Source organism: Pseudoglutamicibacter albus (genome assembly GCF_022346425.1).
Taxonomy (GTDB): Bacteria; Actinomycetota; Actinomycetes; order Actinomycetales; family Micrococcaceae; genus Pseudoglutamicibacter; species Pseudoglutamicibacter albus.
This window is the reverse complement of record NZ_JAKRCW010000005.1, coordinates 82692-109076: the sequence shown is the minus strand read 5'-3', so window position 1 is coordinate 109076 and position 26385 is coordinate 82692. Positions and strand designations below refer to the sequence as shown.

The following is a 26385-nucleotide window of genomic DNA, read 5'->3' as shown; positions in this document are numbered from 1 at the left end:
GGCATCATGGCAGGGCTGATTAAGCGTGCGGATATCGATGAGGTCCGTGAACGCACTGATATTAAAGAGATCGTCCAGGAATATGTCTCACTGAAATCCGCTGGTATCGGTTCGTATAAGGGTTTGTGTCCGTTCCATGATGAGCGCACGCCGTCGTTCCATGTGCGCCCCCAGATGGGTTCCTTCCACTGTTTCGGTTGTGGCGAGTCCGGGGATGTCATCGCGTTTTTGATGCAGATGAATTCGACGTCGTTTGCTGAGACGGTCGAGTATTTGGCTGGCCGTGTGGGTGTCACGCTGCATTATGAGGATGGCGGTTCGGGGCCTAGCAAGGAGCAGGTGGGGCGCCGGCAGCGTCTTTTGGATGCCCACAAGGTTGCGGAGGAGTTTTTCCGCAAGCAGTTGCAGACCCCGGAGGCGCAGACGGCGCGGGAGGAGCTCACGAGCCGGGGGTTCAGCGCTGAACATGCTGAGCAGTTCGGTGTGGGGTACGCTCCGCAGGGGTGGGATAACTTGTTGCGGTTGATGCGCAACCGTGGCTTCACGGAGGATGAGCTCAAAGAGACCGGCTTGTTCTCTGAAGGTCAGCGCGGTATTTATGACCGGTTCCGGGGGCGGTTGATCTGGCCGATCCGTGACCTGACCGGCGCGACGATCGGTTTCGGTGCCCGCAAACTCTATGAGGATGATCCGGGGCCGAAGTATCTCAACACCCCGGAGACTGCGATCTATAAGAAGTCGCAGGTTCTCTATGGCGTGGATTTGGCACGCCGGGAGATCGCTAAGAAGAAGCAGCTCGTGGTGGTTGAGGGCTATACGGATGTTATGGCGTGCCACCTGGCGGGGGTCACGACCGCGGTTGCCACGTGCGGCACAGCCTTTGGCGCGGACCACATCAAGGTTGCGCGGCGCTTGCTTTCGGACTTCGGCTCCGGTGGCGAGGTCGTCTTCACCTTCGATGGCGATGAAGCGGGCCAGAAGGCGGCGTTGCGTGCGTTCCGTGAGGATCAGCGTTTCGTCGCCCAGACGTTCATCGCGGTGGGCCCGGATGGCATGGATCCGTGCGATGTGCGGCAAAAGCGCGGGGATGAGGCGCTGCGTGAGGTCCTGGAGCACAAGACGCCGTTGTTCGAGTTCGCGCTCAAGGCGGAGCTGAAACAACACAATCTAGGAACTGTTGAGGGCCGGGTTTCGGCGATGCGTGCCGCGGCGCCGATTATCGCCTCGATGCGGGATTCTGCGATGCGGCCTGCTTACATCCGTGAGGTTGCCGGTTGGCTTGGCATGGAGGTTGCTGAGGTCCGGCGTGCTGTGGCCCAGGCCGGACGGGGCGGCCAGCACGGCCCCAGTGGGCAGGGTCCGTATCAGCAGGGACCGTATCAGCAGGTTTCAGCGCAGCGGGGCAGCGGCGGGCGCGGAATGCAGCCTCATGTGAACGGGTCGCCGCATGGTTTCTCGGGCGAGCCTGGGAGTCCTTCTGCACCGGCGGGCGTGAACATATCGGATCCGGCAACCAAGATCGAGTGGGATGCGCTTGAGGTTGTGATCCAGAATCCGCACCTGATCGATGCGGATGCGTGGTCTAAGTTTTTTGAGACACGGTTCTTGACTCCGGCGCACGCGGCGATCAAGGACGCGATTGTGGTGGCTGCAAGCATGCAGGTTTCAACGGCGGTGTGGGTTGAGACGATCCGTGAGCAGGTCCCGGAACCCTTGGCCGCCTTGGTGTCGCAGATGGCGGTCGCGCCGTTGCCTGCCTCAAACGAAGACGAGCTGCGGCGCTATTGCAAGGGGATCGTGAACCGTTTGCTCGCGATGCAGGTCAACCGGCAGAAAGCTGATCTTGCTGCAGAACTGCAACGGGTTGCTTCGGATAACCCCGAGCGGGTCGAGCAGCTGCATCGACAGCTTCTGGAGTTGGAGATGGAACGCCGCAAATATCAGTCGGGCGCGCTCTAAATCGGCAACGTATCAGGCGGTTTTGCCTTCCCTGTAAACCCCTGGTAAAGTCTTCTTCTGTTGTTGATCCCTCGTAGCTCAACGGCAGAGCACTCGACTGTTAATCGAGTGGTTACTGGTTCGAATCCAGTCGGGGGAGCTGAACTGAAACCCTGGAACCAAAGTTGTTCCAGGGTTTTTCTTTTCCAGGCCATAGCCGTTCCAGGTTGAAGCTGCTTCATGTTGCAGCTGTACGCGGGGGAGTGAGTCCGTGCAGTTGGTTGTTGATGCGCGTTATACGCGCACTGATCATCACGATGGGATTTCGCGTTTCACCGCGTCGTTGATTGAGGCGTTGGCTCGCAACCATGATGTGCGGATGCTGATCTCGGATGAGGCTCAGCTGCCGATGCTACCGGCGGTGCCCTATGTTGTGATCAATTCACCGACTTCGCCGCTTGAACCGTTGACGTCCTTGCGAGTGAATCGTTTGCGCCCGGATGTGGTGTTCAGTCCGATGCAGACGATGGGTTCGCTGGGGCGTCGCTTCCCGCTGGTGCTCACGCTGCATGACTTGATTTACTATCAGCACCCTACTCCGCCGGGTTTCTTACCGGCTCCGGTGCGCCTGTTGTGGCGTTTGTTCCATAAGGCGTATTGGCCGCAGAGGTTTCTACTGAACCGCGCCGATGTTGTGGCTACGGTTTCTCACACGACTGCTTCGCTGATGCTCAAGCATGAGCTCACGCGTAGACCTATCCGGATTGTCTCTAACGCTTCAGCACCGATGGGTCAGCCCCGCGATCCGAACGAGGGCGCAGCCAATGAGCTGGTCTATATGGGTTCGTTCATGGAGTACAAGAACGTTGAGACGTTGATCCGGGGGATGGCTCACTTGCCTGGCTACACGTTGCGTTTATTGTCCAAGATCAGGCCGGATAGGCGTCGTGATCTTGAAGCGTTGATCCCTGCGGGGGCCTCGGTTGTTTTCCATGATGGGGTGAGCGAGGAGGAGTATGCCGAGCTTTTGCGGCGTGCCCGGGCTTCGGTCACGTTATCGAAGGCGGAAGGGTTCGGGATCCCGCTGGTTGAAGCGATGGGGTTGGGCACGCCCGTGGTGTGTGCTGATACCCCGATCTTCCGTGAGATAGGTGCAGACGCCGCGCTTTTTGTTGACGCGGATGACGATGCGGGCTTTGCGTCCGCTGTTCGTTCGCTTGAGAATACGCATGAGTTTGCGGCCCGTAGTGGCCTCAGCCGCGAGCGTGCTGCCCACTATTCGTGGGAGCGTTCTGCCGAGGATTTATGGCGGGCTTGCCAGGAAGCACGCACTTTATATCACGCCAAAGAGAGATGACTGAGACCTGCTTGAGAGCAGGAAACTGAAACTCATCTTTCTGAGTAAACGGTGGTAGTTTTGTACAAGGAACCACTACCAGGAACCACAAGCGATTCGCACCCGGTTTGTACCGAGTGTGCTAGGAGACCGGATTTCATGACACAGCAGGAGCAGTTGCCTCAACCGCAGAACCTGCGTCAGACCGCATCTGTGATGATGCGTTTGGCCCCTAAACAGATTAATGACGAAGTGCAGTTGACTCTGCGTCAGCTCCAGGCCAAGGGCGTTTCCTTGGGCGTTGCTGTTGCACTGCTCGCCGCAGGTTTGGGCCTTTTGGGCTTGCTGGTGATCGCACTGGTTGTCGCCGCGATCGCGGGCTTGGCAACCGTGATGCCACTGTGGGTTTCCGCCTTGCTGGTCTCTGCGTTCTTCCTGATTTTGGCTTTGATCTTTGTTCTCGTGGGTGTGACCCGCGCAAAGAACATCGTTCCTGAAGCAATCGAGATCCCTAAGAACGCGGCAACGCGCCTGCGTTATGACATGGGTGTGCTTTCGCAGGGAACCGCCTTCAGCATCGCTGAGTTTGAGCAGAAGCAAAAGGAAAAGGAAGAAGAGAAGAAGCGCAAGAAGGAAGCGTCCAAGAAGCAGACCAACCCGAACTCCCGTGAGGATCACTCGCAGACCTATTCGGAGAAGCCTTCCGAGGGCGAGTTGAAGCGCCGCTTGTCCCGCCGCCGTGAGCACTTGGCTCAGTTGCGTGACACCCTGGGACGCCAGTCCGATGTCAAGGCTCGTGTGGGCTCGGTCGCTCAGCGTACCGGCCTGGTCAGCACCGGTGGTGACTCGTATGAGGCCAACCGTGCCGCTGGCGAGAAGGTCATGCCGATCCTGGGCGCGGCCGCAGGTATCGCTACGGCTCTGCTCGTGATCCTGGGCATCTCGAAGAAGCGTAAGAAGAAGAAAGCGAAGAAGGCTGCTAAAGCCTCCAAGTAGGGCTTAGAGCAGTCTCGAATCCACGCTTTGAACATTCTCTGTGAACACTGGCAGGCCGGTAACCCCGGCCTGCCAGTGCATGTCTACACCACATAACATGGTCTGGTTAGCTGTCACGGCGGCCCTCGTATCGGCCGCGTTTCTTGCCTTGGGTACGCAGCGTCAAGCCGCGGCCGTACGCAACGCGCACGGCCGTGAGGTCAGCGGGCGGCAGATCCTGGAGATGCTGAAGAACCGCACGTGGCTCATCGGTCTTCTCTTGATGATCACCGGCGTGGTCCTCAACATCGTTGCGCTCTCGCTCGCCCCGCTCACGGTGGTTCAACCGTTGGGGGCGGTGGCGCTGGTTTTGACGACCATCATCAACTCGTGGGACCGCAAGATCCGCATCAACGGTGCAACCTGGCGTGCGATCACGGTGTGCACGATCGGCGCGATCGGTTTCGTGCTGCTTGCGATCAAGGCGACTCACGAAACCTTCGTGACCGGTAATCAGCGTGTTCTGATCATCATCCTGTTGGGCATCAGCAGCCTGATCCTCGCGATCCTGGCCCTGGTTCACAGGCGCCATAAAGGCGGCGCCATTTTCTACATCGTCGGGGCGGGCATCCTGTTCGGTTTCACCGCGGTCCTGGTTCGCACGATCGCGGTGACGTTCCTGCACTGGGACCCGGAGATGACCTGGTGGAAGCAGGTTCCGTGGGGTGCGATGATCGCGATCGTGATCGTGGGCATCATGGGGCAGTACTTCAACCAGCACGCCTACGCATCCGGCCCGCCAGAACTCGTGGTTGCAGGTTTGACCGTGATCGATCCTATGGTGGGCGTGCTGATCGGGGTCATCATTTTGGGTGAGCTCATGCCTGGATTGCCGTGGTACATTGCGCTGGGAATGATCGCCGCGGGCGTGATCGCGATTATCGGGGTCTTGCAGCTGTCCCGGCACCATCCTGATTCGGTGGCCCCTGAGCGCACCGAGGTTCGATAGAAGGTTCGATAGAATTTAGAGGTTGTAGCCGATGGCGTCGAGAGAAATGGAGCCTGCGTTGGAGACCCGGGAAACTCCCCTGAGAATCCTGATCGCTTGCGATACGTATCCGCCCGACGTCAATGGGGCGGCCGTGTTCTGCTACCGGCTGGCATCCAACCTGACTAAGCGGGGCCATGAAGTCCATGTCCTTGCGGCACGTAGCGACCGCGGCCCGAGCTTTGTGGAGCATCGCCCGGAAGCCACCGTGCACCGTGTCACCTCGCATAAGGCGCCAACACACGAAACCTACCGGCTTGTGACCCCGTTGACCGCCAATAAGATCGCGGGCCAGGTCATGGATGAGATCAGGCCCGATGCGGTGCACATCCAGTGCCACTACATGATCGGCCACGCAGCCCAGAAGCAAGCCACCAAACGCGGCATCCGTTTGATCGCAACGAATCACTTCATGCCGGAGAACCTCGAACCGTTCCTCCCGTTCCCGCAGTGGTTCCTCAACATCGTCTCCCGTAACTCGTGGCGCGACATGGGCAAGATCATGGGCAAAGCCGACGTGGTCACCACACCGACCCCGCTCGCGGCGCGCGCGATGCGCGAGAACGCTGGCCTCAAACACGTCTTGCCGCTCTCCAACGGCATCGACTCGGCCCACTATGAGCTGCGCAAGGACGAGACCCTACCGCAACGCGACTATCAGACAGTGTTGTTCGCTGGCCGGCTTGCCGTGGAGAAGAACATCGATGTTCTTCTGCGAGCGATGGCCCGCCTCAAGCAGCATCCGCAACCCCACGTGCGGATCGTAGGCGAAGGTGAACAGCGGCCCAAGCTCGAAGCGCTAGCGAAGGAGCTGGATATTGAGAACCGCGTCCACTTCCTCGGATTCGTTGACGATGAAACCCTGCGTCAGGAGTACCTGTGCGCGGATGTCTTCTGCCAGCCGGGAACAGCGGAACTCCAGTCGCTCGTGACGCTCGAGGCGCTCTCAGCGTCCCGACCTGTGGTGCTCGCCGACGCGCTCGCCCTGCCGCACCTGGTCAAGGACGGCGTCAACGGCTACCTCTTCACCCCAGGCGATGATCAAGACCTCGCGGCTAAGCTCGCAAGCATCCTGGACCTTTCACCGGCCGAACGCGCCGAGATGGGGGAGGCCGGCCACCAGCTCGCGCTGACCCACGGCGAAGAGAAAACGATCTCCACGTTCGAGGCTCTCTACCGCGGAGCTGACGTCCGCGACTACCTCTAAGGGCCCTCGCGCTAGGAACTTACCGGCGCTCAGGGTTGCCCGGCTTCATCAACGATTCGGCGCCTCAGCTATGTTCGTGCTAGCTGAGGCGCCGAGTTGTCTCTATCCCTAGCTGTTCTCCCTAGCTGTGCCAGGGGTGGGTTGCGAGGAACTCGACTGCCGCTTCGATGTCGGGTGCGAGGAAACGGTCGGGGCCCGGGCCGGGCACGCTCGCGCGGAACGCTTCGATGACCTCTGCCGTGGCAGGTGATGGTTTGAGCGGGGCACGCAACTCGATTGCGCGGGCCGCCGTCATGAGCTCGATCGCCAGGACGCGACGCAACGCATCAACCGAGGTGCGGAGCTTCCGTGCGGCATGCCAACCCAGCGAGACGTGGTCTTCTTGCATCGCAGAAGACGGGATCGAATCAACCGAGGCGGGGGAGGCCAGCCGCTTCATCTCTGCAACCAGGCCTGCCTGGGTGTATTGGGCGATCATGAAACCGGAGTCCACGCCCGGGTCATCAGCGAGGAACGGCGGCAAACCGAAGTTGCGGGACTTATCGAGCATCCGGTCGCTACGGCGTTCAGAGATCGACGCCAGATCAGCCGCCGCGATCGCGAGGAAATCCAAAACATAGGCGACAGGCGCCCCGTGGAAGTTACCGTTCGAAGTGACGGTCCCGTCTTCCAACACGACAGGGTTGTCGATAGCCGAGGCCAGCTCGCGTTCAGCAACGGTTGAGGCGTGAGAGATCGTGTCCCTCACAGCACCAGCAACCTGTGGGTGGCAACGCAACGAGTACGCGTCCTGGACGCGGGAGCCTTCCTTCATGACATCGGCAACGATCGGGGAGTCTTTGAGCCAGCGGTACACGTTAGCGGCCGAGCGCGCTTGCCCCGGATGCGGACGCAACGGTTCGTGTAGCTGTGGTGCGAACACGGTGTCACGGCCACGCAGAGCCTGGATCGACATCGCAGTGGTCAGATCTGCGACATCGACCAGTTCACGCAGATCAGCCAGCGCCATGAGCAACATGCCGAGCATGCCGTCGGTGCCATTGATGAGCGCAAGCCCCTCCTTCTCTGCCAGTTCCAGCGGCTCGATGCCGGCTTCCTCTAACAGTTCAGGCACGGGACGCTCAATGCCTTCGGCATCGCGGGCCCGCCCCTCACCGAGCAACACGATCGCGCAGTGAGCCAGCGGAGCGAGATCACCTGAGCAACCCAGCGAACCGTACTCATGGACGATGGGTGTGATGCCAGCGTTGAGAAGCCCCACGAGGTTTTCAAGCACCACGAACCGCACACCGGTGCGGCCGGTGGCGAGCGTGCGGGCACGCAAGAACATGAGCGCACGCACAACCTCCCGCTCAACCTCCGGGCCGGTACCGGCCGCGTGGGAACGGATCAGGCTCGACTGCAACAGGGTGCGGCGCTCCTGCGGGATCGAGGTATCAGCAAGCGCACCGAAACCCGTGGAAACCCCGTAGACCGGGGTTGTGGAGGCCGCGAGGTCCTCAACGTGTTGGCGGACCGCATCCACCGTCTGGAAAACCTCCGGGCCCAGCTCAATTCGGGCGCCATGACGCGCCACCGCAATGACGTCCTCGGCGCTCACACCGCTCGGGTTCAGCACCACGGTGGACGGGGAAGAGTTCTCTAGATTCTGGTGTAGGGACACTGCGTGCTCCTTCATGAAATTACACAGTCAATACGTGAGCCACAGGGGCCCAGGGTGGTTAGTCGAGTGCGCCGGCGATGATGCGGCCGTTCTTCACGGTTGCGCGGACGCCGACCATGCCTGGCCGGTAGGCCATATGGATCGCGGCGGGCGCATCGAGCACGGCAAAGTTCGCAGGTGCGCTGCGGCTAAGATGCCCGACGTCGGTGCGCCGCAACGCTGCCGCCCCGCCGAGGGTTGCCGCGCGGATCGCTTCGGCAAGGGTCATCTGCTGCTGCAACACCGCGGTGGTGATGCAGAACGGAACCGAAGACGTATAGGAGGTTCCAGGGTTCAGGTTCGATGCGATCGCGACCGTAGCGCCGGCATCGAGCAGCTCCCTCGCTGGCGCTAGCGGTGCACGCGTGGACAGATCGCACGCCGGAAGGATCGTCGCGACCGTATCGGAGGCGGCGAGCATCTCAATATCTTCACTACTCAAGAAGTTCAGGTGATCAACGCTTGCCGCCCCGAGCTCAACCGCCATAGCGGCCCCGCCCGTATGCCCAATCTGGTTACCGTGCACCCGCAAACCCAGCCCGCGCGCCTGCCCGGCCTGCAGAACCCGCATCGACTCCTCGACAGTGAACGCACCCTGTTCACAAAATACATCGATCCAGCCAACATGATCGGCAACCGCATCCAGCATCGGACCACACACCAGATCGACATAGGCGGCACGGTCATGCTCGTATTCAGGCGGGACCAGGTGAGCACCTAAGAACGTGACTTCCTCAACGTGGCGGGCAGCGACACGTGCGGCGAGGGCTTCTGAATCCACATCCAAGCCGTAGCCGGTCTTGGTCTCCAGCGTCGTGGTGCCTAAGGCTGCGGCCTGCGCTACACGATCGGCAACCAGCGCATCGAGTTTAGCCTCGGACGCGGAACGGGTCGCCTCAGTTGTGACCGCGATCCCGCCGGCAGCATACGCCTGGCCAGCCATCCGGGCCTCGAACTCAGCGGAGCGGTCGCCGTCAAAAACCATGTGGGAATGAGAATCAACCCACCCCGGAACCACGGCAGCACCGGCAAGATCAACGCGCGCATCGGCGTCAGGGGCTGCCGAGGCCGGACCAGTCCACGCGATCGCGCCGTCCTCAACCACCAGCGCGGCATTAGCGATAACACCGGCATCAGCCGATGTAGCGAGCTTCGCGGAATCAACCGCGCCATGCTCGGGGTCAAACGACCACAGCTCACCAATCGAGCTATATAGGGTCGAAGTCATCAGCGCTCCTCTCAAACACGCTTGAGCTGATGTGAGTATCCGCGGATGCGGCCTAGTCCCGCACGCGTGGGTTCATCGGCACACGCACACCACGCTCATCGGCAACCTCAACGGCGCGCGAATAGCCGGCATCAACGTGCCGGAAAACACCCATCGCAGGGTCATTGGTCAGCAGCGCCGTGAGCTTGGCCGCCGCAAGCTCGGTACCGTCAGCGACACCCACTTGGCCAGCGTGGATCGAACGCCCCATGCCCACGCCACCGCCGTGATGCAGCGAAACCCAGGTTGCGCCCGAGCTGGCCGCGGTCAGCGCGTTCAACAGAGGCCAGTCAGCGATCGCATCCGAACCATCCAGCATCGACTCGGTCTCACGGTACGGAGAGGCCACAGAACCGGAATCCAAGTGGTCACGGCCAATCACGATCGGCGCGGTGACCTTACCTTCGGCAACCAGACGGTTGAACAACAGGCCGGCCTGGTGGCGCTCGCCGTAACCCAGCCAGCAGATACGGGCTGGCAAGCCTTCGAACTCGACGTGTTCAGCGGCGGCATCCAGCCAACGATGCAGGTGCTCGTTCTCAGGGAACAGTTCCTTGAGCGCCTCATCGGTCACACGGATATCCTCCGGGTCGCCCGAGAGTGCAACCCAACGGAACGGACCCAAACCCTCGCAGAACAGCGGGCGAATATAGGCCGGAACGAAGCCAGGGAAGTCGAATGCGCGCTCGAAACCTGCATGGCGAGCCTCGTCGCGGATGCTGTTGCCATAATCGAAAACCTCTGCACCGGCATCCTGGAAACCAACCATCGCCTCAACGTGGGCGGCCATCGATTCGCGTGCCTTCTTAGTGAAGCCCACCGGATCGGCCTCGGCTTCGCGGTCCCAGTCCTCAAGAGCGATCTCTGCAGGTAGATACGACAACGGATCGTGGGCCGAAGTCTGGTCGGTGACAACATCGATTCTCAGCTCACCAGCCTTGTGCCGGCGCAAAAGCTCGGGGAACACCGCGGCCGCGTTGCCTTCGATCCCAATCGAGACGGCCTCGCCAGCCTCAACGGCCTGCTGAGCGCGCGCTACCGCGGCATCCAGGTCATCTGCGATCTCATCCAAGTAGCGCTTGGAACGGCGGCGTTCAAGACGGTTGCGGTCTACATCGACCACGAGTGCAACACCGCCATTGAGCGTCACGGCGAGCGGCTGCGCTCCACCCATCCCGCCGCAACCCGCGGTCAGCGTGACGGTGCCTTTCAGGGTTCCGTTGAAACGCTTCTTAGCAACCGCGGCGAACGTCTCGAAGGTGCCCTGCAAAATACCCTGGGTTGCAATATAGATCCAGGAACCCGCGGTCATCTGGCCATACATCATGAGGCCTTCGTCTTCGAGTTTGCGGAATTCTGGCCAGTTGGCCCAGTCGCCCACGAGGTTCGAGTTAGCGATCAGCACGCGTGGGGCCCACACGTTGGTGCGGATGATGCCAACTGGTTTGCCCGACTGGACCAGCAACGTCTCGTCATCGGCGAGCTCTTTGAGCGAATCCACGATGGCGTCGTAAGCCTCCCACGAGCGTGCTGCCCGGCCTGTGCCGCCGTAGACCACGAGGTCATCTGGGCGTTCTGCAACTTCTGGGTCGAGGTTGTTCATGAGCATGCGCAGAGGCGCTTCTGCCTGCCACGAGCGGGCAGTGAGCTCGGTTCCGCGGGGTGCACGAACCTCGCGTGGTTCGTGGCCGGGGGAGGTCAAGTGGGCAAAGCTCATGATGGTCTCCTTATGTTGAAGCCGGGTTTGTGGCCTGGAGATAGCTCATCATGAAAATAGTCTCAACGCACTAAAAACCGCGTGATCACGCGAGGCGCGTCCGAGATACCGGACAATGCGAGGTCAGAGGGGGCGGTTTATGCCTCGGTGATGATGTGTGACCTGACCGAGCTGTCGTCTATATTCGCGGCTAGTTCGGGCGAGAGGACCGTCACGCCTTCTTGCTCGATGATCTCGTTCGGCTGGTGAGCGATCTTGGGTGCGAGGATGCCGAGGCGCCGCTGCAGGGTAGCTGCGGCCTCATGGAGCTCCTCAACGCGGTCGTCAAGGACGCGCTGATCAAGAGACGCCTTGCCCCGTTTCCACGTCAAAGCGATCGCGGCGATCGGCCACTTGGAAGCATCCAGGACCGGAACGGCGGCCGAACAGAAGTCCGGGCTGACCAGGCCGTCCTCCCAGCCGTAACCGAGCTCGCGCGTCATTCGGATGGCAATAGCCGCTCGCGTGCGTTCAGGGCCTGAGCGGAAAAGCGCGTTGATCTGCTGATTCGGTAGCTTCGCAAGGATCGCGCGGCCGCTCGCGGTCCGCAAAGCATCGAGGCGCACACCCACATCGGTCACGAGGCTCGTGCGGTTTTGCGCCCGAGCCTCAACGAGGTACACGGTTTCCTGCCCGCGCAGAATCGAAAGGTGCCCAGATTCGCCGACCCGATCCACAAGCGCTTCGACGATGCGGCGACCCAGGCGTGCCAAGGGTGCATGGCGGTTATAGCCCGAGGAAAGCTCATGAGCCGACGGGCCGAGGCCGTACGCGCGGTCCTCCATATGGTGGATCACATAGCCCCGGGCAACGAGTGCCTGCAAGAGGTCATAGAGGCTCGAACGTGGAATGTCTAAGGCACGGCTGATGTGACTTGCGGCTGTGGGGCGAGGTTGGGACGCCAAGTAGGAGAGGACGCGAAGTGTTGCGTCTGCCGCAGGAACTTTCGACATTGAGGCCTCTCTTTGGCGCATTACCATAATCTCCGTGATGACGTCCCCTTAGTCCACCACAAAGTTTAGGTGAAAGCCCGAATAGGAAGCCGAAACTCAAACAAGGCGAGAAAACTCTCAGCTGCATCTCAGTTTCAACATAGGCGCCTCAGTGTGCCGTGAGGATTCTTTAGGTACAGTACGGAGGCGCAGTGTCGTGGCGCGAATAGCTGATGCCAGGCATGAGCGTACCGTGCGCGCTGGACTCGCCCCGGATACTTTTTCACGCAACAGGCACGCTTCCGTTAGGCTTATCTCTCGTAGCTAGGCCGCTTCCAGCAGCCACTACGGGGCGTTAGCTCAGTTGGTTAGAGCAAAGGACTCATAATCCTTGGGTCGCGGGTTCAAGCCCCGCACGCCCTACACGTCACAACCTCGGCCAGTGCAGGCCGGTACGGCGCGCTACTGACGCCAGGTCATGACAACGATGGCGGGCTCACCACAAGTTAGTGGTGAGCCCGCCATCGCGGTTAAAAGCTATGCAGCCTCGGCCTAGTTGGTCGTCAGCGCTGTTTAGTTGGCCGCCAGTGCTGCGGGGGCGGCGGCCGCCTGCTTCATGCATTCTGGGCATTCAGGGTGCTTGCCCGCGGCAGTGCAGGCTTCGCAACGCAAGAACTGCGAACGGCACGATGGGTGCACACAGTTGACGAACACCGGAGTGCGTTCGCCACACTCGATGCACGAGCCGAGGCTTTCGGCGCCGGAACCGAACTCCATGTGCATGCGCTTATCGAACACATATAGCGATCCGTCCCAGTAGCCGTCATTGCCGTAGGCTTCGCCGTAGCGGACGATCCCGCCATCGAGCTGATAGACCTCTTGGAAACCACGGTTCTTCATGAGAACCGTCAGCACTTCGCAACGAACCCCACCGGTGCAATACGTCACGACAGGCTTGTCTTTAAGATCGTCGTATTTACCGGACTCGATCTCTTCGATGAAATCCCGCGTCGTATCAGTGTTCGGGACTACGGCGTTGCGGAAACGGCCGATCTCCGCCTCCATCGCGTTGCGGCCATCGAAGAAAACAACATCCTCACCGCGGGCATCCATGAGCTCATGCAACTGCGCAGGCTTGAGGCGCTCGCCGCCACCCACCACGCCGCTGGCGTCCACCTCGATCTCATTCGGGGTCGTGAACGTCACCAGCTCAGGGCGAACCTTGACGGACAGGCGCGGGAAGTCATCTCCCAAGCCATCCGACCACTTGATGTCTGCAGAACGGAACGGCTCATAGGAGCGCGTGTTCTTCACATATTTCTTAACATCGCTGATATCGCCCCCGAGGGTCGCGTTGATGCCATCCTTCGAGATGATCACGCGCCCCTTAAGGTTGCAACTTTCAGCCAGCGTGTACTGCCACAAACGCACAGCCTCTGGATCTGCCAGCGGAGTAAACACGTAGAACAACACAATTTTCTGAACGGACATACCCCTTATTCTACGCCGGCGATCAGCGCCGGCTGAGTGTTAGCGTTGGAATAGTGTTGAAAGTACTAAGTAGAAGCGACTATCGGTAACGACTGATAGTAATGCGTGACATTGTCACTTACCCATGGCACTGTCACCGAGGAACGATTGTGAGATTGTAAATGAGTAGAGACGAACAACAGGGCCAGGTAGAAGGTGACTTCACTCAAGACCCAATCCCGGTAGAGGGCTCACCGGGGGAGGTCTTGATCGACGGCGTGCAGATCGCTGAAGAGCGGATTCCGCAAGAGAAGCTCGCCCAAGCTACTGAACACGATGCGCACGTGCATCAGGACCGCAGGTTCATGGGCCACCCCATGGGGTTGTTCGCGCTGTTCAACCTCGAGATTTGGGAGCGTTTCTCTTATCTGGGTTTCCAAGCGATCCTCGCTCTGTATTTCGCTGATGCGATCGCCAACGGAGGGCTCGGCTACGAAGAGTCCACCGCATCCTCGATCGTGGCGGCATACGGTGCCTTGGTCTACCTGCTGGGTATCGCTGGCGCGTGGGTTGCCGACCGCATCGTGGGCACAGGGCGGGCGACCCTGTGGGGCGCGATCATCATCGCGGCAGGCCACATCTGTATGGGCCTGCCTGCCGAGGTGACCACATGGATCGGCCTAGGGTTGATCATTCTCGGTACGGGCCTGCTCAAGCCGAACGTCGCGACCCAGGTCGGTGAGCTTTACGGTAAGGGCGATGCCCGCCGTGACTCCGGTTTCGCGATCTACTACGCCGGTATCAATATCGGTGCGTTTCTCGGCCCGCTCGTTGCAGGCTGGCTGGGTCAGAACATCAACTGGCATCTCGGGTTCGCATCGGCCGCGGTGGGCATGGTCCTCGGTCTTATCCTCTATATCGCGATGGGCCGGAACCTGGGTGGTAAGCGCCGCCAAGTGCTCGTGCGTGCCGCGTTCAAACCGGATGCCAACTTCTGGATCATCGTGACCGCTGCCGTAGCGGTTGTGGCCGTGGGCATCTTCTTTGGGACCCGTTCGACTGACGGATTAGATAACGTGGTCAACGCGGTTAGCATCATCACGATGATCGTGCCGGCAGCGTTTCTGCTGTGGATGTATTTCTCCAAGAAGGTCACCGCGGTTGAACGCCGCAACCTCGGGCCCTACGTGTTGTTGCTGATCGCCTTGATCGCCTACAACCTCACTTACTTCCAGACCGGTAACACGCTGAACTTCTTGGCGTTGAACAAGACCGATAACACCGCGTTCGGCTTCGACTACCCATCCACGTGGTACATCTCGCTGACGGCGATCGTCGAGATCATCATGGGGCCGGTTCTGGCGTGGCTGTGGGTCAAGCTGGGCCGGCGCCAACCGTCGGTTGCAACCAAGGTCGGTATCGGTACGATCCTCGGCGGGCTTGCGTTCTTGACCGTTGCGATGGGTGCCGCGGTAACCCCTGCGATGGGTCTGCTGGCTAGCGCCTGGCTCATCGGCTGCTATATCTTCCTAGGCCTAGGCGACCTGATCCTGCAGACCTCCGGGATGAGCGCGACCACCAAGCTGGCCCCGCGTGCATTCGCAAGCCAGACGATGGCGGTCTGGTTCGCCGCGATGGCGCTGGTTCAAGGCTTGCAGGCCCAGATTGTGAAACTGTTCGACTTCGATAACTTCTCTAACGCTACTGCCTACTTCGGTATTCAAGGCGGGCTGATTGTGGCTTACGGTGTGTTCCTCATTCTGGTGAGCCCATGGATGACCCGCCGCATCCAAGCAGTCGCCTAAATCCGCAGCGTAGAAGCCACAACTTAGAGGTAGGGATTGGACATGCTGAAACCTGAAGACCTTCCGTTTAAAGTCGAGATCGTTGAGGACTGGATTCCTCTCAGCGATGGCACCCGTTTGTGGATGAAAGCGTGGATGCCTGTAACTGATGATCCGGTTCCAGCGATCCTGGAGTATCTGCCGTACCGCCACGGTGACTGGACTGCCCCGCGCGATCACGAACGGCACCCGTTCTATGCAGGCCACGGCTACGCATCCATTCGCGTGGACATCCGCGGCCACGGCAGCAGTGAAGGCGTACCGGGGGATGAATACGATCAGCAAGAGCACGATGACGGGCTTGAGGTGATCGAGTGGATCGCCAAGCAAGACTGGTGCACGGGCAAGGTTGGTATGTTCGGCATCAGCTGGGGCGGGTTCAACTCGCTGCAGCTAGCGAGCTATCAGCCAGAAGCGTTGAAAGCGATCGTCACAGTGTGCTCAACTGATGACCGCTACGACAACGACGTGCATTATTTCGGCGGCTCGATGCTCGGGATCGACATGCACGCGTGGGCCGGAACGATGCTCGCGTTCGAATCCCGCCCGGTTGATAAGCGGGTGTGGGGCGAGAAGTGGCTCGATCAGTGGAAGTACCGGCTTGAGAACATCGAGCCGTTCATCGACACGTGGGTTGGGCACCAGGTCCGTGACGACTACTGGAAACACGGCTCTGTGTGCGAAGACTACAGCTCGCTTGACGCCGCGGTCATGGCGGTGGGCGGCTGGTATGACCCATACCGTGACACCGTCCTGCGGCTGACCGAGCATCTGTCCGCACTCGGTAAGAATGTCCGCGGCATCGTAGGCCCGTGGGCGCATCAGTATCCTGACCGCGACTTGCGCCCCGGCCCGCACATCGACTTCTTGGGTGAGACCCTGCGCTGGTGGGATCACTGGCTCAAGGGCGAAGACAACGGCGCGATGGATACTCCGCTATTCCGGGGCTGGATCACCGATTCGGTGCCGCCGCGTTCCGCCTATGACAAGATGCCGGGCCGCTGGGTTGCAGAAAACCAGTGGCCTAGCCCGCACATCAAACCAACCGAGCTGAGCCTGGACGGTGCGCATGTTTCACCGTTCGCCGCGCAGAGCACCAACAGCGATGGCGCTCTTGAGGTGCGTGTGGCCTCAGCACAGGATGTGGGTGCAGACGCCGGCCGTTACTTCCCGTACGGCAACGCAGCTGACTTGCCGGTGGACCAGCGTAGCGATGACGGTAAGTCAGTTGTTTTCGACTTCCCCGTGACAGAAGACATCGACGTGCTCGGCAACGCTTCAGTCAAGCTACGGGTCTCATCGCCGACCGAACGTGGCCAAGTGTATGTGCGCATCAACGATGTCGCTCAAGACGGCTCTTCGACCCTGGTGACCCGCGGCAACCTGAACTTCAGCGCCCGCGAAGGCCGCGATCAGGCCGTAGCGATGCCTGTTGGTGAGTGGGTTGATGTTGAGGTCCCGATCACGGGCGTGGGCTACCGTTTCCCTGCCGGCCACGTGCTCCGTGTAGCTGTTTCGAGCGCCTACTGGCCGTGGGTCTGGCCGCAGCCAGGCGGGGAAGGGTTCAGCATCGATCCTGCTGCGAGCGCGCTGGTGCTGCCGGTGCGTGAACCCACCGATGGAGAAGGCGCGGCAGAGCGTGCCGCTGCGGATGCTTCGGTGAGCTTCGATGATCCAGTCCGGCTGGTTCCGTTGGATGTGAAGTATCCAGAGGCAGGCGAAGCAGGGGCTGCGGGTGCGGCGCGCCCTGAACGGCTGATCTCTCAAGACGTGGTCGCCAACGAGACCGTGTTGCAGGTGGACCCCGCCTATGGTGGCACGCGCGTGTACCCGGATGGGTTGCATTATGACGAAGACACGGTTGAGACCTACTGGATCAATAAGGACGATCCGCTCTCTGCACGCACCGAATCGGTCTGGACTGTGGGGATGCGCCGGCCAGACATGGACTGGGACACCAAGGTTGTTGCGGCAACACGCATGAGCTGTGATGCCGAGAACATCTACACCTACTCACACGTTGTTGCCTACAACAACCAGGAGCCGATCTTCGAAAGGACCTGGGAGAAAACTCATCCACGTGTTGCAAGCTAGGTGAACCACACCAAGGTAGCGGAGCTAACGTCCAGACCCTCACCATCCGGTCCTTTTATCGTCCAGCCCTTCATCGTCTAGTCCCTGGCGGGGTGTTCGCATCCGGCCATAAGACGGAAGGCTGTTTCGATAACAGCGTTCGAGGGTCTTTATACGTGACGTTAGCTCCGCTACCTGTCTTTAAACCCCAGTGGACGCAGCGTTGATCGCACGGGCCACCCGAGGCGACGGTCCCGATGCGCTCGCCGGCGGTGACGTGTTGGCCTTTGGTGACTGTCGCATCGACCGGTTCGATGGTTGTCCGCCAACCGGAAGGCAACCGGATAGCGACCACGGGGCGGCCGGCAACCTTACCTACAAAGCTGACCACGCCATCGACGGGTGCCACGACCGCGTCCCCTTTCGCGGCTTTCAGTTGAACACCGCGGGTTCCTGCGCTCCAAACCTGTTCAGGTGCCTCGAAGCCACGTAGCATGCCGACGTCCTCCCAGGTTTCGGAGCCGGTGGGCTCACGCCCGGTGGGTGGCACGGGTTTCGCGGCGGTCAGCGTCACCGCACTCACTGCCAGAAGGATGCACAACAGTGCTGAACGGAGAGTTCCGGGGGAGAGGGTGCGGGTTTTCATGGTTACAGTCCACCTCGTGATCCAAGCTGCGGGGCGCTAGCGGACGAGAATGTGGATAAAAGACCGAGGCTTGAGAGGGTGTGGATCAGCGGAAAATCGGCACCAGAACATGCTGTAGACTAGTGACAGCAGTTTTGTGCGCGCGTTTTCGTGTGCCCGAAACTGACTTCGCGTGACAACGCTGCCCGTCACATGTGTACGTCTGAAATATCCCAGGCGAACATATCGGTGACGCGCACGCCCATCCCACGGTCCAACAACAGCCAAACCTGTCCAGGCTTGGTGCGATGTTGGAAACGGATGAAGCGACCAAACGGTGCGTTTTCACTAGGGGCCGGCGCAATGCCTGGCCAATAACCGTCAAATACAACAGGGCCACCGTGCCCGTACAAGGAGAACGCAATGTCCGTCGTGACCATGCGCCAGTTGCTCGATTCCGGTGTCCACTTCGGCCACCAGACCCGCCGCTGGAACCCAAAGATGCGCCGCTTCATCATGACCGAGCGCAACGGCATCTACATCATTGACCTGCAGCAGTCGCTGTCCTATATCGACCGCGCATACGACTTCATCAAGCAGACCGTCGCCCACGGTGGCACGATCCTGTTCGTCGGCACTAAGAAGCAGGCCCAGGAAGCCATCGCTGAGCAGGCTCAGCGCGTGAACATGCCATACGTCAACCACCGCTGGTTGGGTGGCATGCTCACCAACTTCGCTACCGTTTCCAAGCGTGTTAACCGCATGAAGGAACTCGAAGAGATCGACTTCGACGACGTAGCAGGTTCGAAGTACACCAAGAAGGAACTGCTGCTGCTTGAGCGCGAGCTGACCAAGCTGCGCGCAAACCTCGGCGGTATCCGCAACATGAACCGCACCCCATCCATGCTGTGGGTTGTTGACACCAAGAAGGAACACCTCGCAGTCGACGAGGCAACCAAGCTGGGCATCCCAGTTGTCGCGATCCTCGACACCAACTGCGACCCAGATGAGGTCCAGTACCCAATCCCAGGTAACGACGACGCCATCCGCTCCGTATCCCTGCTGACCCGCGTTGTCGCAGACGCCGTCGCAGAGGGCCTCATGGCTCGCCAGGGCGGTAACAAGGGCGAAGCCGAAGAGCCAATGGCGGAGTGGGAGCGCGAACTCCTCGAGGGTGAGAACCCAACCGCACAGGCTGAGGAAGCTCCAGCTGAGAAGGCTGAAGAAGACGGTGGCCAGGCGGCTACCGAGTCCAAGTAATTTTCCGTCCATCACAACTTCCTACGAACGGGGATAACTCGAATGGCGAACTACACCACCGCAGACATCAAGGAACTGCGTGAGCGCACCGGCGCCGGCATGATGGATGTCAAGAAGGCTCTCGACGAGGCTGACGGCGATACCGCTAAGGCCCTCGAGATCATCCGCGTGAAGGGCCTCAACAAGGCATCCAAGCGTGAAGGCCGCGCAACCGCTGAAGGCCTCGTGGCCGCAAAGGTTGTTGACGGTGCAGGCTACATGCTCGAACTCAACGCTGAGACTGACTTCGTCGCTAAGAACGAGAAGTTCGTTGAGCTGGCAAACAAGGCCCTCGATGCCGCAGTAGCTAACAACGTCGCTGACGTTGACGCGTTGCTGGCCGCAAAGATCGGCGAGAACACTGTCGCCGAGGAGATCGAGGAGCTCAGCGGTGTTCTGGGCGAGAAGATCCAGCTGCGCCGCATCGAAAAGGTTGAAGGCCCACTCGTGAAGGCATACCTGCACAAGACCTCGCAGGACCTGCCGGCACAGGTTGGCGTTCTCTTCGCAGTCGACGGCACCGGTGAAGCCGCTGAAACCGCAGCTCACGACGTGGCTGTCCACGCAGCAGCTATGGCTCCTGTCTACCTCACCCGCGAGGACGTCCCAGAGGACCTGGTCGCTGAAGAGCGCCGCATCGCTGAAGAGACCGCACGCGCCGAGGGTAAGCCAGAGCAGGCACTGCCGAAGATCATCGACGGCCGCATGACCGGCTTCTTCAAGGAGAAGGTCCTGGTTGATCAGCCATTCGCTAAGGACACCAAGCAGTCCATCCAGCAGGTCCTGGATGCAGCTGGTGTTAAGGCTGTCGCCTTCGCACGTTTCCGCGTTGGCGCCTAACAACGCTGGTAGGGGCCTCATGCTCCGATAGACACCAGGTGTGCCCGCACTCGTCACGAGTGCGGGCACAACCGTTTAAAGCCAGCCATAGTGATTGATTCCGCATCCAAGGCCGGCGGCGCGTCGTGCCGATCCACGCTGAGGCGGCATAGCTCGTGTGATCCGCATCATCCTGGAGTGCAATGGGGCAGGGCTCGTGAGTGACGCAACTGACACGCCTCGAATAGTGGCGGGCGGCGTATGCGAAAATAAAGGTCGATTGCCTACCCACCTTGAACGCCTAAAGGAGCCTTGATGTCGAACACCCCTAGCAAGCAGCGTCGGCGAGTCCTATTGAAGCTCTCGGGAGAGGTGTTTGGTGGCGGCAAGCTGGGCGTGGACCCGGCGACCGTGCGGCGCATCGCCGAACAGATCGCCTCGACTGTGGGCGAGGTAGAAACAGCGATCGTTGTTGGCGGCGGCAACTTCTTCCGCGGAGCTGAGCTCGCGGAATCCGGTATGGACCGTTCCCGCGCTGACTACATGGGGATGCTCGGAACCGTCATGAACTGCCTGGCGCTTCAGGACTTCCTGGAACAGACCGGTGTTGAGACCCGCGTCCAGTCCGCCATTTCGATGTCCCAGGTCGCTGAAGAGTACATTCCACGCCGCGCGATCCGTCACCTGCAGAAGGACCGCGTTGTGATCTTCGGTGCAGGTGCTGGCCTCCCATACTTTTCAACCGATACGGTCGCGGCCCAGCGGGCGCTTGAAGTCCACGCTGACCAGGTTTTGATGGCCAAATCCGGTGTCGACGGTGTCTATACCGCGGACCCGAAAACCAACCCTGACGCCAAGAAGTTCGAGAAACTCACTTACAGCGAAGCCCTTGCCGGCAACATCCGGGTCATGGATCAGACCGCGATGACGATGTGTAAGGATAACGGCCTGGAAATGTTCGTTTTCGGTATGGAAGGCGAAGGCAACGTTGCGGCAGCGATCCGCGGCACCGCCCAGGGAACTCACGTCACAGTCGCCTAAAGTGGCGGCCTAGCCCATGGGGTAGGTGGTAACGCTAGAAGCCAAACAGGGTAGCCCTGGGGCTTAGCAAAGCGAGTGAGTAGCCTAAGATGTATGACAAGATGCACCTTTGGTACGTATAACCTGTGGTGCACGTTGACGGTGTAAATAGAACCCTCGAAGGAGTTCCGATGATCCAGGAAGTGCTGGGCGAAACCCGCTCCGCTATGGAACGTACGATCGAAGCAGCTCAAGAAGACTTCGCAACTGTCCGTACCGGCCGGGCAAACCCGGGCCTATACGCCAAAGTGATGGTTGAGTACTACGGCTCCTTCACCCCGCTTCAGCAGCTGGCCTCCTTCCAGGTGCCGGATGCGCGCACTATCCTCATCAACCCTTACGATGCCTCCTCGATCCGCGCGATCGAGAAGGCGCTTTCCGATTCGGAGATCGGCGCTAACCCATCCAACGATGGCCGTCAGATCCGCATCACGATGCCGGAGCTGACCGAGGAACGCCGTAACGAGTACGTCAAGCTTGTGCGCACCAAGGCTGAAGAGCACAAGGTAGCCCTGCGTAACCATCGCCGTAAGGGCAATGACATGCTCAAGGAACTCGAAGAGGACGGCGGCGTTGGCGAAGACGACGTCAAGCGCGGCGAGAACGAACTGAACCAGATGGTTCGTGAGTTCGGCGAGCAGGTCGACGAGTTGACTAAGAACAAGGAAGCCGAGCTCCTCGAGATCTAATGACGCACACGTCTGGTTTCCGGAATGAGTCCAGCCCTGTCGAGGGGCTGGGCTCATCGGTGTCTGTTGATGAGACGCGAGCGCGCCGTGCCGCATCGACGTATGTCGATGCGCCATCGCGCGCTTCAAGGCGTCCTGCAGCACCCGGGAGCAGGCGGGCACGTCGTCAAGCCGAGCGAGCAGCAGCTGCGGCAGCCGCGGCAGCGGAAGCGGAAGCCCTCGAAACGACGGATCTTGAGGCGCCGGATCTCGAAACCGGCAACGCACAAGCCGACACCACCGAACCCGTGGCTGAGGCCAACACAGTGCAGGAGACTCACACAGCGCCGCAGCCTATCGTTGAGGCGCCGGATCCAGAGCCGGCTGTTATGCCAGGGTGGAGGGCCGACCAGAATGCGGCGTGGGAGCCTGCCTACGATGAAACGCCTGAGCCTGTCGCTGCTGTGGAGGCTGAGCAGGATGCAACCGCGCTGTATGAGCAGGATGCAACGGCAGCGCATCAAGAGGAAGCACCGGCGCGGTTCGGACACGATGCAACTGCCCTGTTTGAACAGGATGCAACTGCAACGTATGACAGGGATGCGTTGGCTGGGCAGGATGCCGTGCCTGAAGAAGGTGCGCTACCTGCACCGTACGGGGCGCTGGAACCGCTGAGTGTTCCTGATCCGAATGATTTGCCTGAGCCGAAACCGTCTAAAGCGGGCCGTAACCTTCCGGCGGCGATCGGCGTGGGCGCGGGTCTTCTCGCCGTGCTTGGTCTCGGGCTTTTTGTTTTTCCCTATCTGCTGATCGCGCTCGGTTGCTTGGTTGCAGGTATCGGTTCGTGGGAAGTCTCGCGTGCGCTCAAGGCGCGCACGGGTATCCCTATTCCGTTGGCACCACTTCTCATCACGAGCGTCGCTTTGCCGTTGCTTGCGGGCATCTACGGGCCTGTCGCGCTCTCCTTGGGGTTGACCGCCTGCCTTGTGCTCGTGGTGATCTGGAACCTGCTTGAGGGGCGTTCGCACGGCTCACAGTCGATCGGGCTGAGCGTTCTAGTGGTGGGGTGGGTCCCGCTGCTGGCCTCTTTCGCGTTCTTGATTTTCCAAACCGAGCGTGGCGCTGCCGCGTTGCTCACGGTTGTTCTGCTGGTGGTCTCTAACGACACATTCGGCTACATCGTCGGGGTGACCCTGGGTAAGCATCCGATGGCGGCACGCATCAGCCCTAAGAAGTCCTGGGAGGGCTTCGCAGGTTCGCTACTGGGCGCGACCATCGTGGGTATCGCGTTGTGCCTGTGGGTTCTGCAGATACCGTGGTGGCTTGGCGTTGTCTTGGCTATTGCGACGGTCGTGTGCGCCACGTTGGGCGATTTCGCTGAGTCGATGGTCAAGCGTGCGCTCGGGGTCAAAGACATGTCTAACTTGTTGCCGGGGCACGGCGGCATGATGGACCGCCTGGATTCTCTCTTGTTTGCGATGCCTTTCGGCTACGCAGTGGTTATGTTGGCTGAAGCGCTGGCCTAACCCTCAGATAAACTCTCACTTGCACATACCTCTATCGAAGGAGCGCCACGGTGGCTCGAACGGATAACGCCGGTCTGGCTGGCACTTTGTTTGCACGGGTGGCTGACGACGCCTTTGGATACGACACCGGTCAGGTCGAGGATTTCTTGGCGCGTGCCCGTAAGACGTATGAGGCGGAGAACCTGAACAGGGACGTTGTCACGAGCTCTGTAGTGCGGCGGGCGACGTTCGACCCGGTCAGGGGCGGCTATGATCCTCGCGAAGTCGATGCGGCTTTGGACAGGCTCGAGGACGTCTTCGCGGCCCGTGAACGCAACGCCCTGATCGAGTCTGAAGGCCACGACCGTTGGCTTGAGAATATCTCTCAGGTCGCGATGGTGTTGCGGGCTCGTCTGCATCGAGCGCCGGGGGAGCGTTTCCGCCGTCCATCCAAACGGAACGTACCGTCCTATAACATCGCAGACGTCGACGCGTTGTGTGACCGTCTCATCCAGTACTTCGAACACGATGTCCCCCTGAGCGTTGACGATGTACGCCGTGTGGTGTTTAGGCGCGCTGAGGGCGATGAAGGCTATGAAGAGAACCAGGTGGATGCGTTCTTGGACCGCACCATCGAACTCATGGCCGCGATCGACTAACGCGGCCAAGACGACCCACTAGAACGATGACCCACTAGCGCGTTGTCAACGCTTGGGCTCGGCACCACAAGGTGCCGGGCCCAAACGTTAGATAACTGTATTGCTCAAATATTATTGCTCACCTGTTATTGCTCAAGGGTGTGCGGTTACGGAGCACAGCTACGCATATCAGCTACGTGTTTTAGCTACAGAGATCAGCGTGTCAGCTGAGTTCGAAGTGGTCTTCGGCGACGATTTCTCCGCGCGCGTTGGAGAAGTCCCTGGTCTGGTCGACTTGTTTGAAACCGCGGCCTTCAAGGATTTTGTGTGTTCCCACGTTGTCAGCCACCACGGATGCGCGAACGGGCCGTTGCGGGAATTCCTCGAGCATCGCTTCCACGGCGGCGGTGGTGACTCCCTGGTTCCAGAAGGATTTATCAGTCCAGAAGGAAAGCTCCGCGTAGTCCTCGTGGAAAGCCATGACGATCGAGCCGGCTACTTCACCATCGTGCTCAATGGTGCGCACCTGGATTTTAGGGTCGCGCAACATGAGGCCCCAGTGATAGTCGAAGACGCTGCGGTCGCTGGGGTTGCGGGCGCTGAAGGCCGCCATATGGTTGGCGTCCGGGTCCTGTTGGTGAGCGAAGAAGTGCTCGAGGTCCGCAGGTTCAACGGGGCGCAGGCGCATGTTTCCTCCGGGTGCTAATGAATGAATATGTATTGCTTATCTATCTTAGGCCAGATGGTGCCCACCTGGGTTTTGCCTCAATGTTGGGCTATCACCGGTTTCGGGTGCCAGCTGCGTTGGCTAGTCGTGGCACACTAGCAGGGGCGCGTTTGCCTGTAGATGCTGGGGCGCTTCCGCAGCAGTGTGGTGGGGTTGCTGGTTTTTATTGTTGATGCTGGGTTGTTCGGTTTGTGAGGGAGCTTGTTGTGGCTAGGTCTGTTGTGATTGTGGGTTCGACGGGGTCGATCGGTACTCAGGCTTTGGCGCAGATCGCCCGTGCGGGGGACCGGTTTGCGGTCCGGGCTATTTCTGCGGGGCAGCAGGCTCGCGAATTAGCGTTGCAGGCGGTGGCGTTCCGCACCAGTGTGGTGGGTTTGGCTGGCGCTGAGGAGATGAGTGCCGACGATGTGCGCGGCGGCTTCTTGCTGCATCTGGCAGGTGCTAAGGAGGTTGCTTCACGTGAGGGGCGGCTTGAGCTTGCCGGTGTCGGTGAGGTTGAGGTCGATGGCGCGGGCCTGGACGCTTATGTACCTGAGGTTGTGGTTGGTGACAACGCGGCGCGCGCGTGTGCGGCGTTGCCTGATGTGGATGTGGTGCTCAACGGGGTCACGGGTTCGCGCGGTTTGCGGCCTACGCTGGCGGCTATTGAGGCCGGTTCTGTGGTGGCGTTGGCTAATAAGGAGTCGCTGGTTGCTGGCGGCCGGCTGGTGATGGATGCGGCATCGCCGGGGCAGATCGTTCCTGTGGATTCGGAGCATTCAGCGATCGCGCAGGCCTTGCGTTCGGGAACCCGTAGCGAGGTTGAGCGTTTGATCATCACCGCATCAGGCGGTCCGTTCCGCGGCTGGAGTGCCGAGCAGCTTGAGGATGTCACCCCGCAGCAGGCGTTGGCTCACCCTACCTGGGATATGGGGCGTGTGGTCACAACCAATTCGGCGACCTTGGTGAATAAGGCGCTTGAAGTGATTGAGGCGCATCTGCTGTTCGACGTCCCGCTGGAGCGGATTGTTCCGGTGGTGCATCCGCAGTCGGTGGTGCATTCGATGGTCGAGTTTGTGGATGGTTCCACGATTGCGCAGGCGTCTCCACCGGACATGGGGTTGCCGATCGCGTTGGGTTTGAATTGGCCGGATCGCTTGCCGGGGGCGTGCACACCGGTGGATTGGACGCAGGCTCATACGTGGGAGTTTTTCCCGATGGATCATGAGGCGTTTCCTGCTATCGAGCTTGCGAAGAAAGCGCAAGAGGCTTCACCGACGCACATGGCCGTGTATAACGCAGCCAATGAGGAAGCGGTGGATGCTTTCCACGACGGCGCGATCGGTTTCCGGAGGATCGTCGAGGTCGTGGCCGAGGTGGTTGAGGCTTATGACTCGGATGCGAACACGGCAGAGTATGGCCGTAGTGTTGAAGGGGTTTTGGCCGCCGAAGAGTGGGCGCGCGATAAAGCCCGCAAGCTGTGGGCTTGAGTTTTAC

The 26385-nt window shown here is 60.3% G+C and carries 21 protein-coding genes and 2 tRNA genes; 16 read left to right on the top strand and 7 right to left on the bottom strand.

Features of this window, described 5'->3' with window-relative positions:
- Positions 1–6 precede the first annotated feature (6 nt).
- From dnaG to MHJ63_RS04730, 6 genes are all read left to right on the top strand, one after another.
- Complete coding sequence (gene dnaG / locus MHJ63_RS04755) at positions 7–1959, top strand: DNA primase (protein WP_239446303.1); 1953 nt, start codon at positions 7–9, stop codon at positions 1957–1959.
- A gap of 67 nt (positions 1960–2026) precedes the next feature.
- Positions 2027–2098, top strand: a tRNA-Asn gene (locus MHJ63_RS04750).
- Between the two features lie 111 nt (positions 2099–2209).
- Positions 2210–3295, top strand: coding sequence for a glycosyltransferase family 4 protein (locus tag MHJ63_RS04745; protein WP_239446302.1), 1086 nt, complete (start codon positions 2210–2212; stop codon positions 3293–3295).
- A 138-nt stretch (positions 3296–3433) separates the two neighbouring features.
- Complete coding sequence (locus MHJ63_RS04740) at positions 3434–4270, top strand: phage holin family protein (RefSeq protein ID WP_070490698.1); 837 nt, start codon at positions 3434–3436, stop codon at positions 4268–4270.
- Positions 4271–4349: 79 nt separating this feature from the next.
- Entirely contained in the window at positions 4350–5258 is a 909-nt protein-coding gene (locus MHJ63_RS04735; RefSeq protein WP_239446301.1) for a DMT family transporter, read from the top strand.
- 31 nt (positions 5259–5289) lie between these two features.
- Complete coding sequence (locus tag MHJ63_RS04730; protein WP_070490700.1) at positions 5290–6504, top strand: glycosyltransferase; 1215 nt, start codon at positions 5290–5292, stop codon at positions 6502–6504.
- Between the two features lie 121 nt (positions 6505–6625).
- Here MHJ63_RS04730 and hutH read toward each other — a convergent pair whose 3' ends face one another.
- The 4 genes from hutH to MHJ63_RS04710 form a co-directional block, all read right to left on the bottom strand.
- On the bottom strand, positions 6626–8167 hold the full coding sequence (gene hutH, locus MHJ63_RS04725) for a histidine ammonia-lyase (protein WP_239446300.1): 1542 nt from the start codon (positions 8165–8167) through the stop codon (positions 6626–6628).
- A 58-nt stretch (positions 8168–8225) separates the two neighbouring features.
- On the bottom strand, positions 8226–9434 hold the full coding sequence (hutI, locus tag MHJ63_RS04720; RefSeq protein WP_239446299.1) for an imidazolonepropionase: 1209 nt from the start codon (positions 9432–9434) through the stop codon (positions 8226–8228).
- A gap of 52 nt (positions 9435–9486) precedes the next feature.
- Positions 9487–11190 carry a urocanate hydratase gene (hutU, locus tag MHJ63_RS04715; RefSeq protein WP_239446298.1) on the bottom strand — a complete coding sequence of 568 codons (1704 nt, stop codon included), beginning with the start codon at positions 11188–11190 and terminating at the stop codon, positions 9487–9489.
- 137 nt (positions 11191–11327) lie between these two features.
- Positions 11328–12182, bottom strand: coding sequence for an IclR family transcriptional regulator (locus MHJ63_RS04710; protein ID WP_052048560.1), 855 nt, complete (start codon positions 12180–12182; stop codon positions 11328–11330).
- A gap of 328 nt (positions 12183–12510) precedes the next feature.
- Between MHJ63_RS04710 and MHJ63_RS04705 the strand changes: the two genes are divergently transcribed.
- A tRNA-Ile gene (locus MHJ63_RS04705) sits at positions 12511–12584 on the top strand.
- 150 nt (positions 12585–12734) lie between these two features.
- Here the strand turns inward: MHJ63_RS04705 and trhO are convergent.
- A complete protein-coding gene (trhO, locus tag MHJ63_RS04700; protein WP_035756889.1) occupies positions 12735–13652 on the bottom strand; it encodes an oxygen-dependent tRNA uridine(34) hydroxylase TrhO in 918 nt (305 codons plus the stop codon).
- Positions 13653–13813: 161 nt separating this feature from the next.
- Between trhO and MHJ63_RS04695 the strand changes: the two genes are divergently transcribed.
- Together MHJ63_RS04695 and MHJ63_RS04690 are read left to right on the top strand one after the other, a co-directional pair.
- A complete protein-coding gene (locus MHJ63_RS04695) occupies positions 13814–15436 on the top strand; it encodes a peptide MFS transporter (RefSeq protein ID WP_239446296.1) in 1623 nt (540 codons plus the stop codon).
- Positions 15437–15478: 42 nt separating this feature from the next.
- Positions 15479–17569, top strand: a complete 2091-nt coding sequence (locus MHJ63_RS04690; RefSeq protein WP_239446295.1) for a CocE/NonD family hydrolase — start codon at positions 15479–15481, stop codon at positions 17567–17569.
- A gap of 70 nt (positions 17570–17639) precedes the next feature.
- On the opposite strand, the gene MHJ63_RS04685 is transcribed toward MHJ63_RS04690, so the two are convergent.
- Complete coding sequence (locus MHJ63_RS04685; RefSeq protein WP_239446293.1) at positions 17640–18194, bottom strand: M23 family metallopeptidase; 555 nt, start codon at positions 18192–18194, stop codon at positions 17640–17642.
- 402 nt (positions 18195–18596) lie between these two features.
- On the opposite strand from MHJ63_RS04685, the gene rpsB reads away from it, so the two are divergent.
- The 6 genes from rpsB (at position 18597) to MHJ63_RS04655 (ending at position 24203) form a co-directional block, all read left to right on the top strand.
- Positions 18597–19433, top strand: coding sequence for a 30S ribosomal protein S2 (gene rpsB, locus MHJ63_RS04680; protein WP_035756896.1), 837 nt, complete (start codon positions 18597–18599; stop codon positions 19431–19433).
- Positions 19434–19475: 42 nt separating this feature from the next.
- Positions 19476–20312: a translation elongation factor Ts gene (gene tsf / locus MHJ63_RS04675; RefSeq protein ID WP_239446292.1), complete on the top strand. Its 837-nt coding sequence runs from the start codon at positions 19476–19478 to the stop codon at positions 20310–20312.
- A gap of 294 nt (positions 20313–20606) precedes the next feature.
- Positions 20607–21332: a UMP kinase gene (gene pyrH / locus MHJ63_RS04670; RefSeq protein WP_035756906.1), complete on the top strand. Its 726-nt coding sequence runs from the start codon at positions 20607–20609 to the stop codon at positions 21330–21332.
- A gap of 170 nt (positions 21333–21502) precedes the next feature.
- Positions 21503–22060 (top strand): ribosome recycling factor, encoded by a 558-nt coding sequence (gene frr, locus MHJ63_RS04665; RefSeq protein WP_035756909.1) that lies wholly within the window; start codon positions 21503–21505, stop codon positions 22058–22060.
- Entirely contained in the window at positions 22060–23565 is a 1506-nt protein-coding gene (locus MHJ63_RS04660; protein WP_239446291.1) for a phosphatidate cytidylyltransferase, read from the top strand. Before frr ends, MHJ63_RS04660 begins: the two co-directional genes overlap by 1 nt.
- Positions 23566–23615: 50 nt before the next feature.
- Entirely contained in the window at positions 23616–24203 is a 588-nt protein-coding gene (locus MHJ63_RS04655; RefSeq protein WP_370977533.1) for a DivIVA domain-containing protein, read from the top strand.
- Positions 24204–24405: 202 nt separating this feature from the next.
- Here MHJ63_RS04655 and MHJ63_RS04650 read toward each other — a convergent pair whose 3' ends face one another.
- Positions 24406–24870 (bottom strand): GNAT family N-acetyltransferase, encoded by a 465-nt coding sequence (locus MHJ63_RS04650; protein WP_052048563.1) that lies wholly within the window; start codon positions 24868–24870, stop codon positions 24406–24408.
- Positions 24871–25115: 245 nt separating this feature from the next.
- Here MHJ63_RS04650 and dxr point away from each other — a divergent pair, with 245 nt between their 5' ends.
- Positions 25116–26378, top strand: a complete 1263-nt coding sequence (gene dxr / locus MHJ63_RS04645; protein WP_239446290.1) for a 1-deoxy-D-xylulose-5-phosphate reductoisomerase — start codon at positions 25116–25118, stop codon at positions 26376–26378.
- Positions 26379–26385 lie beyond the last annotated feature (7 nt).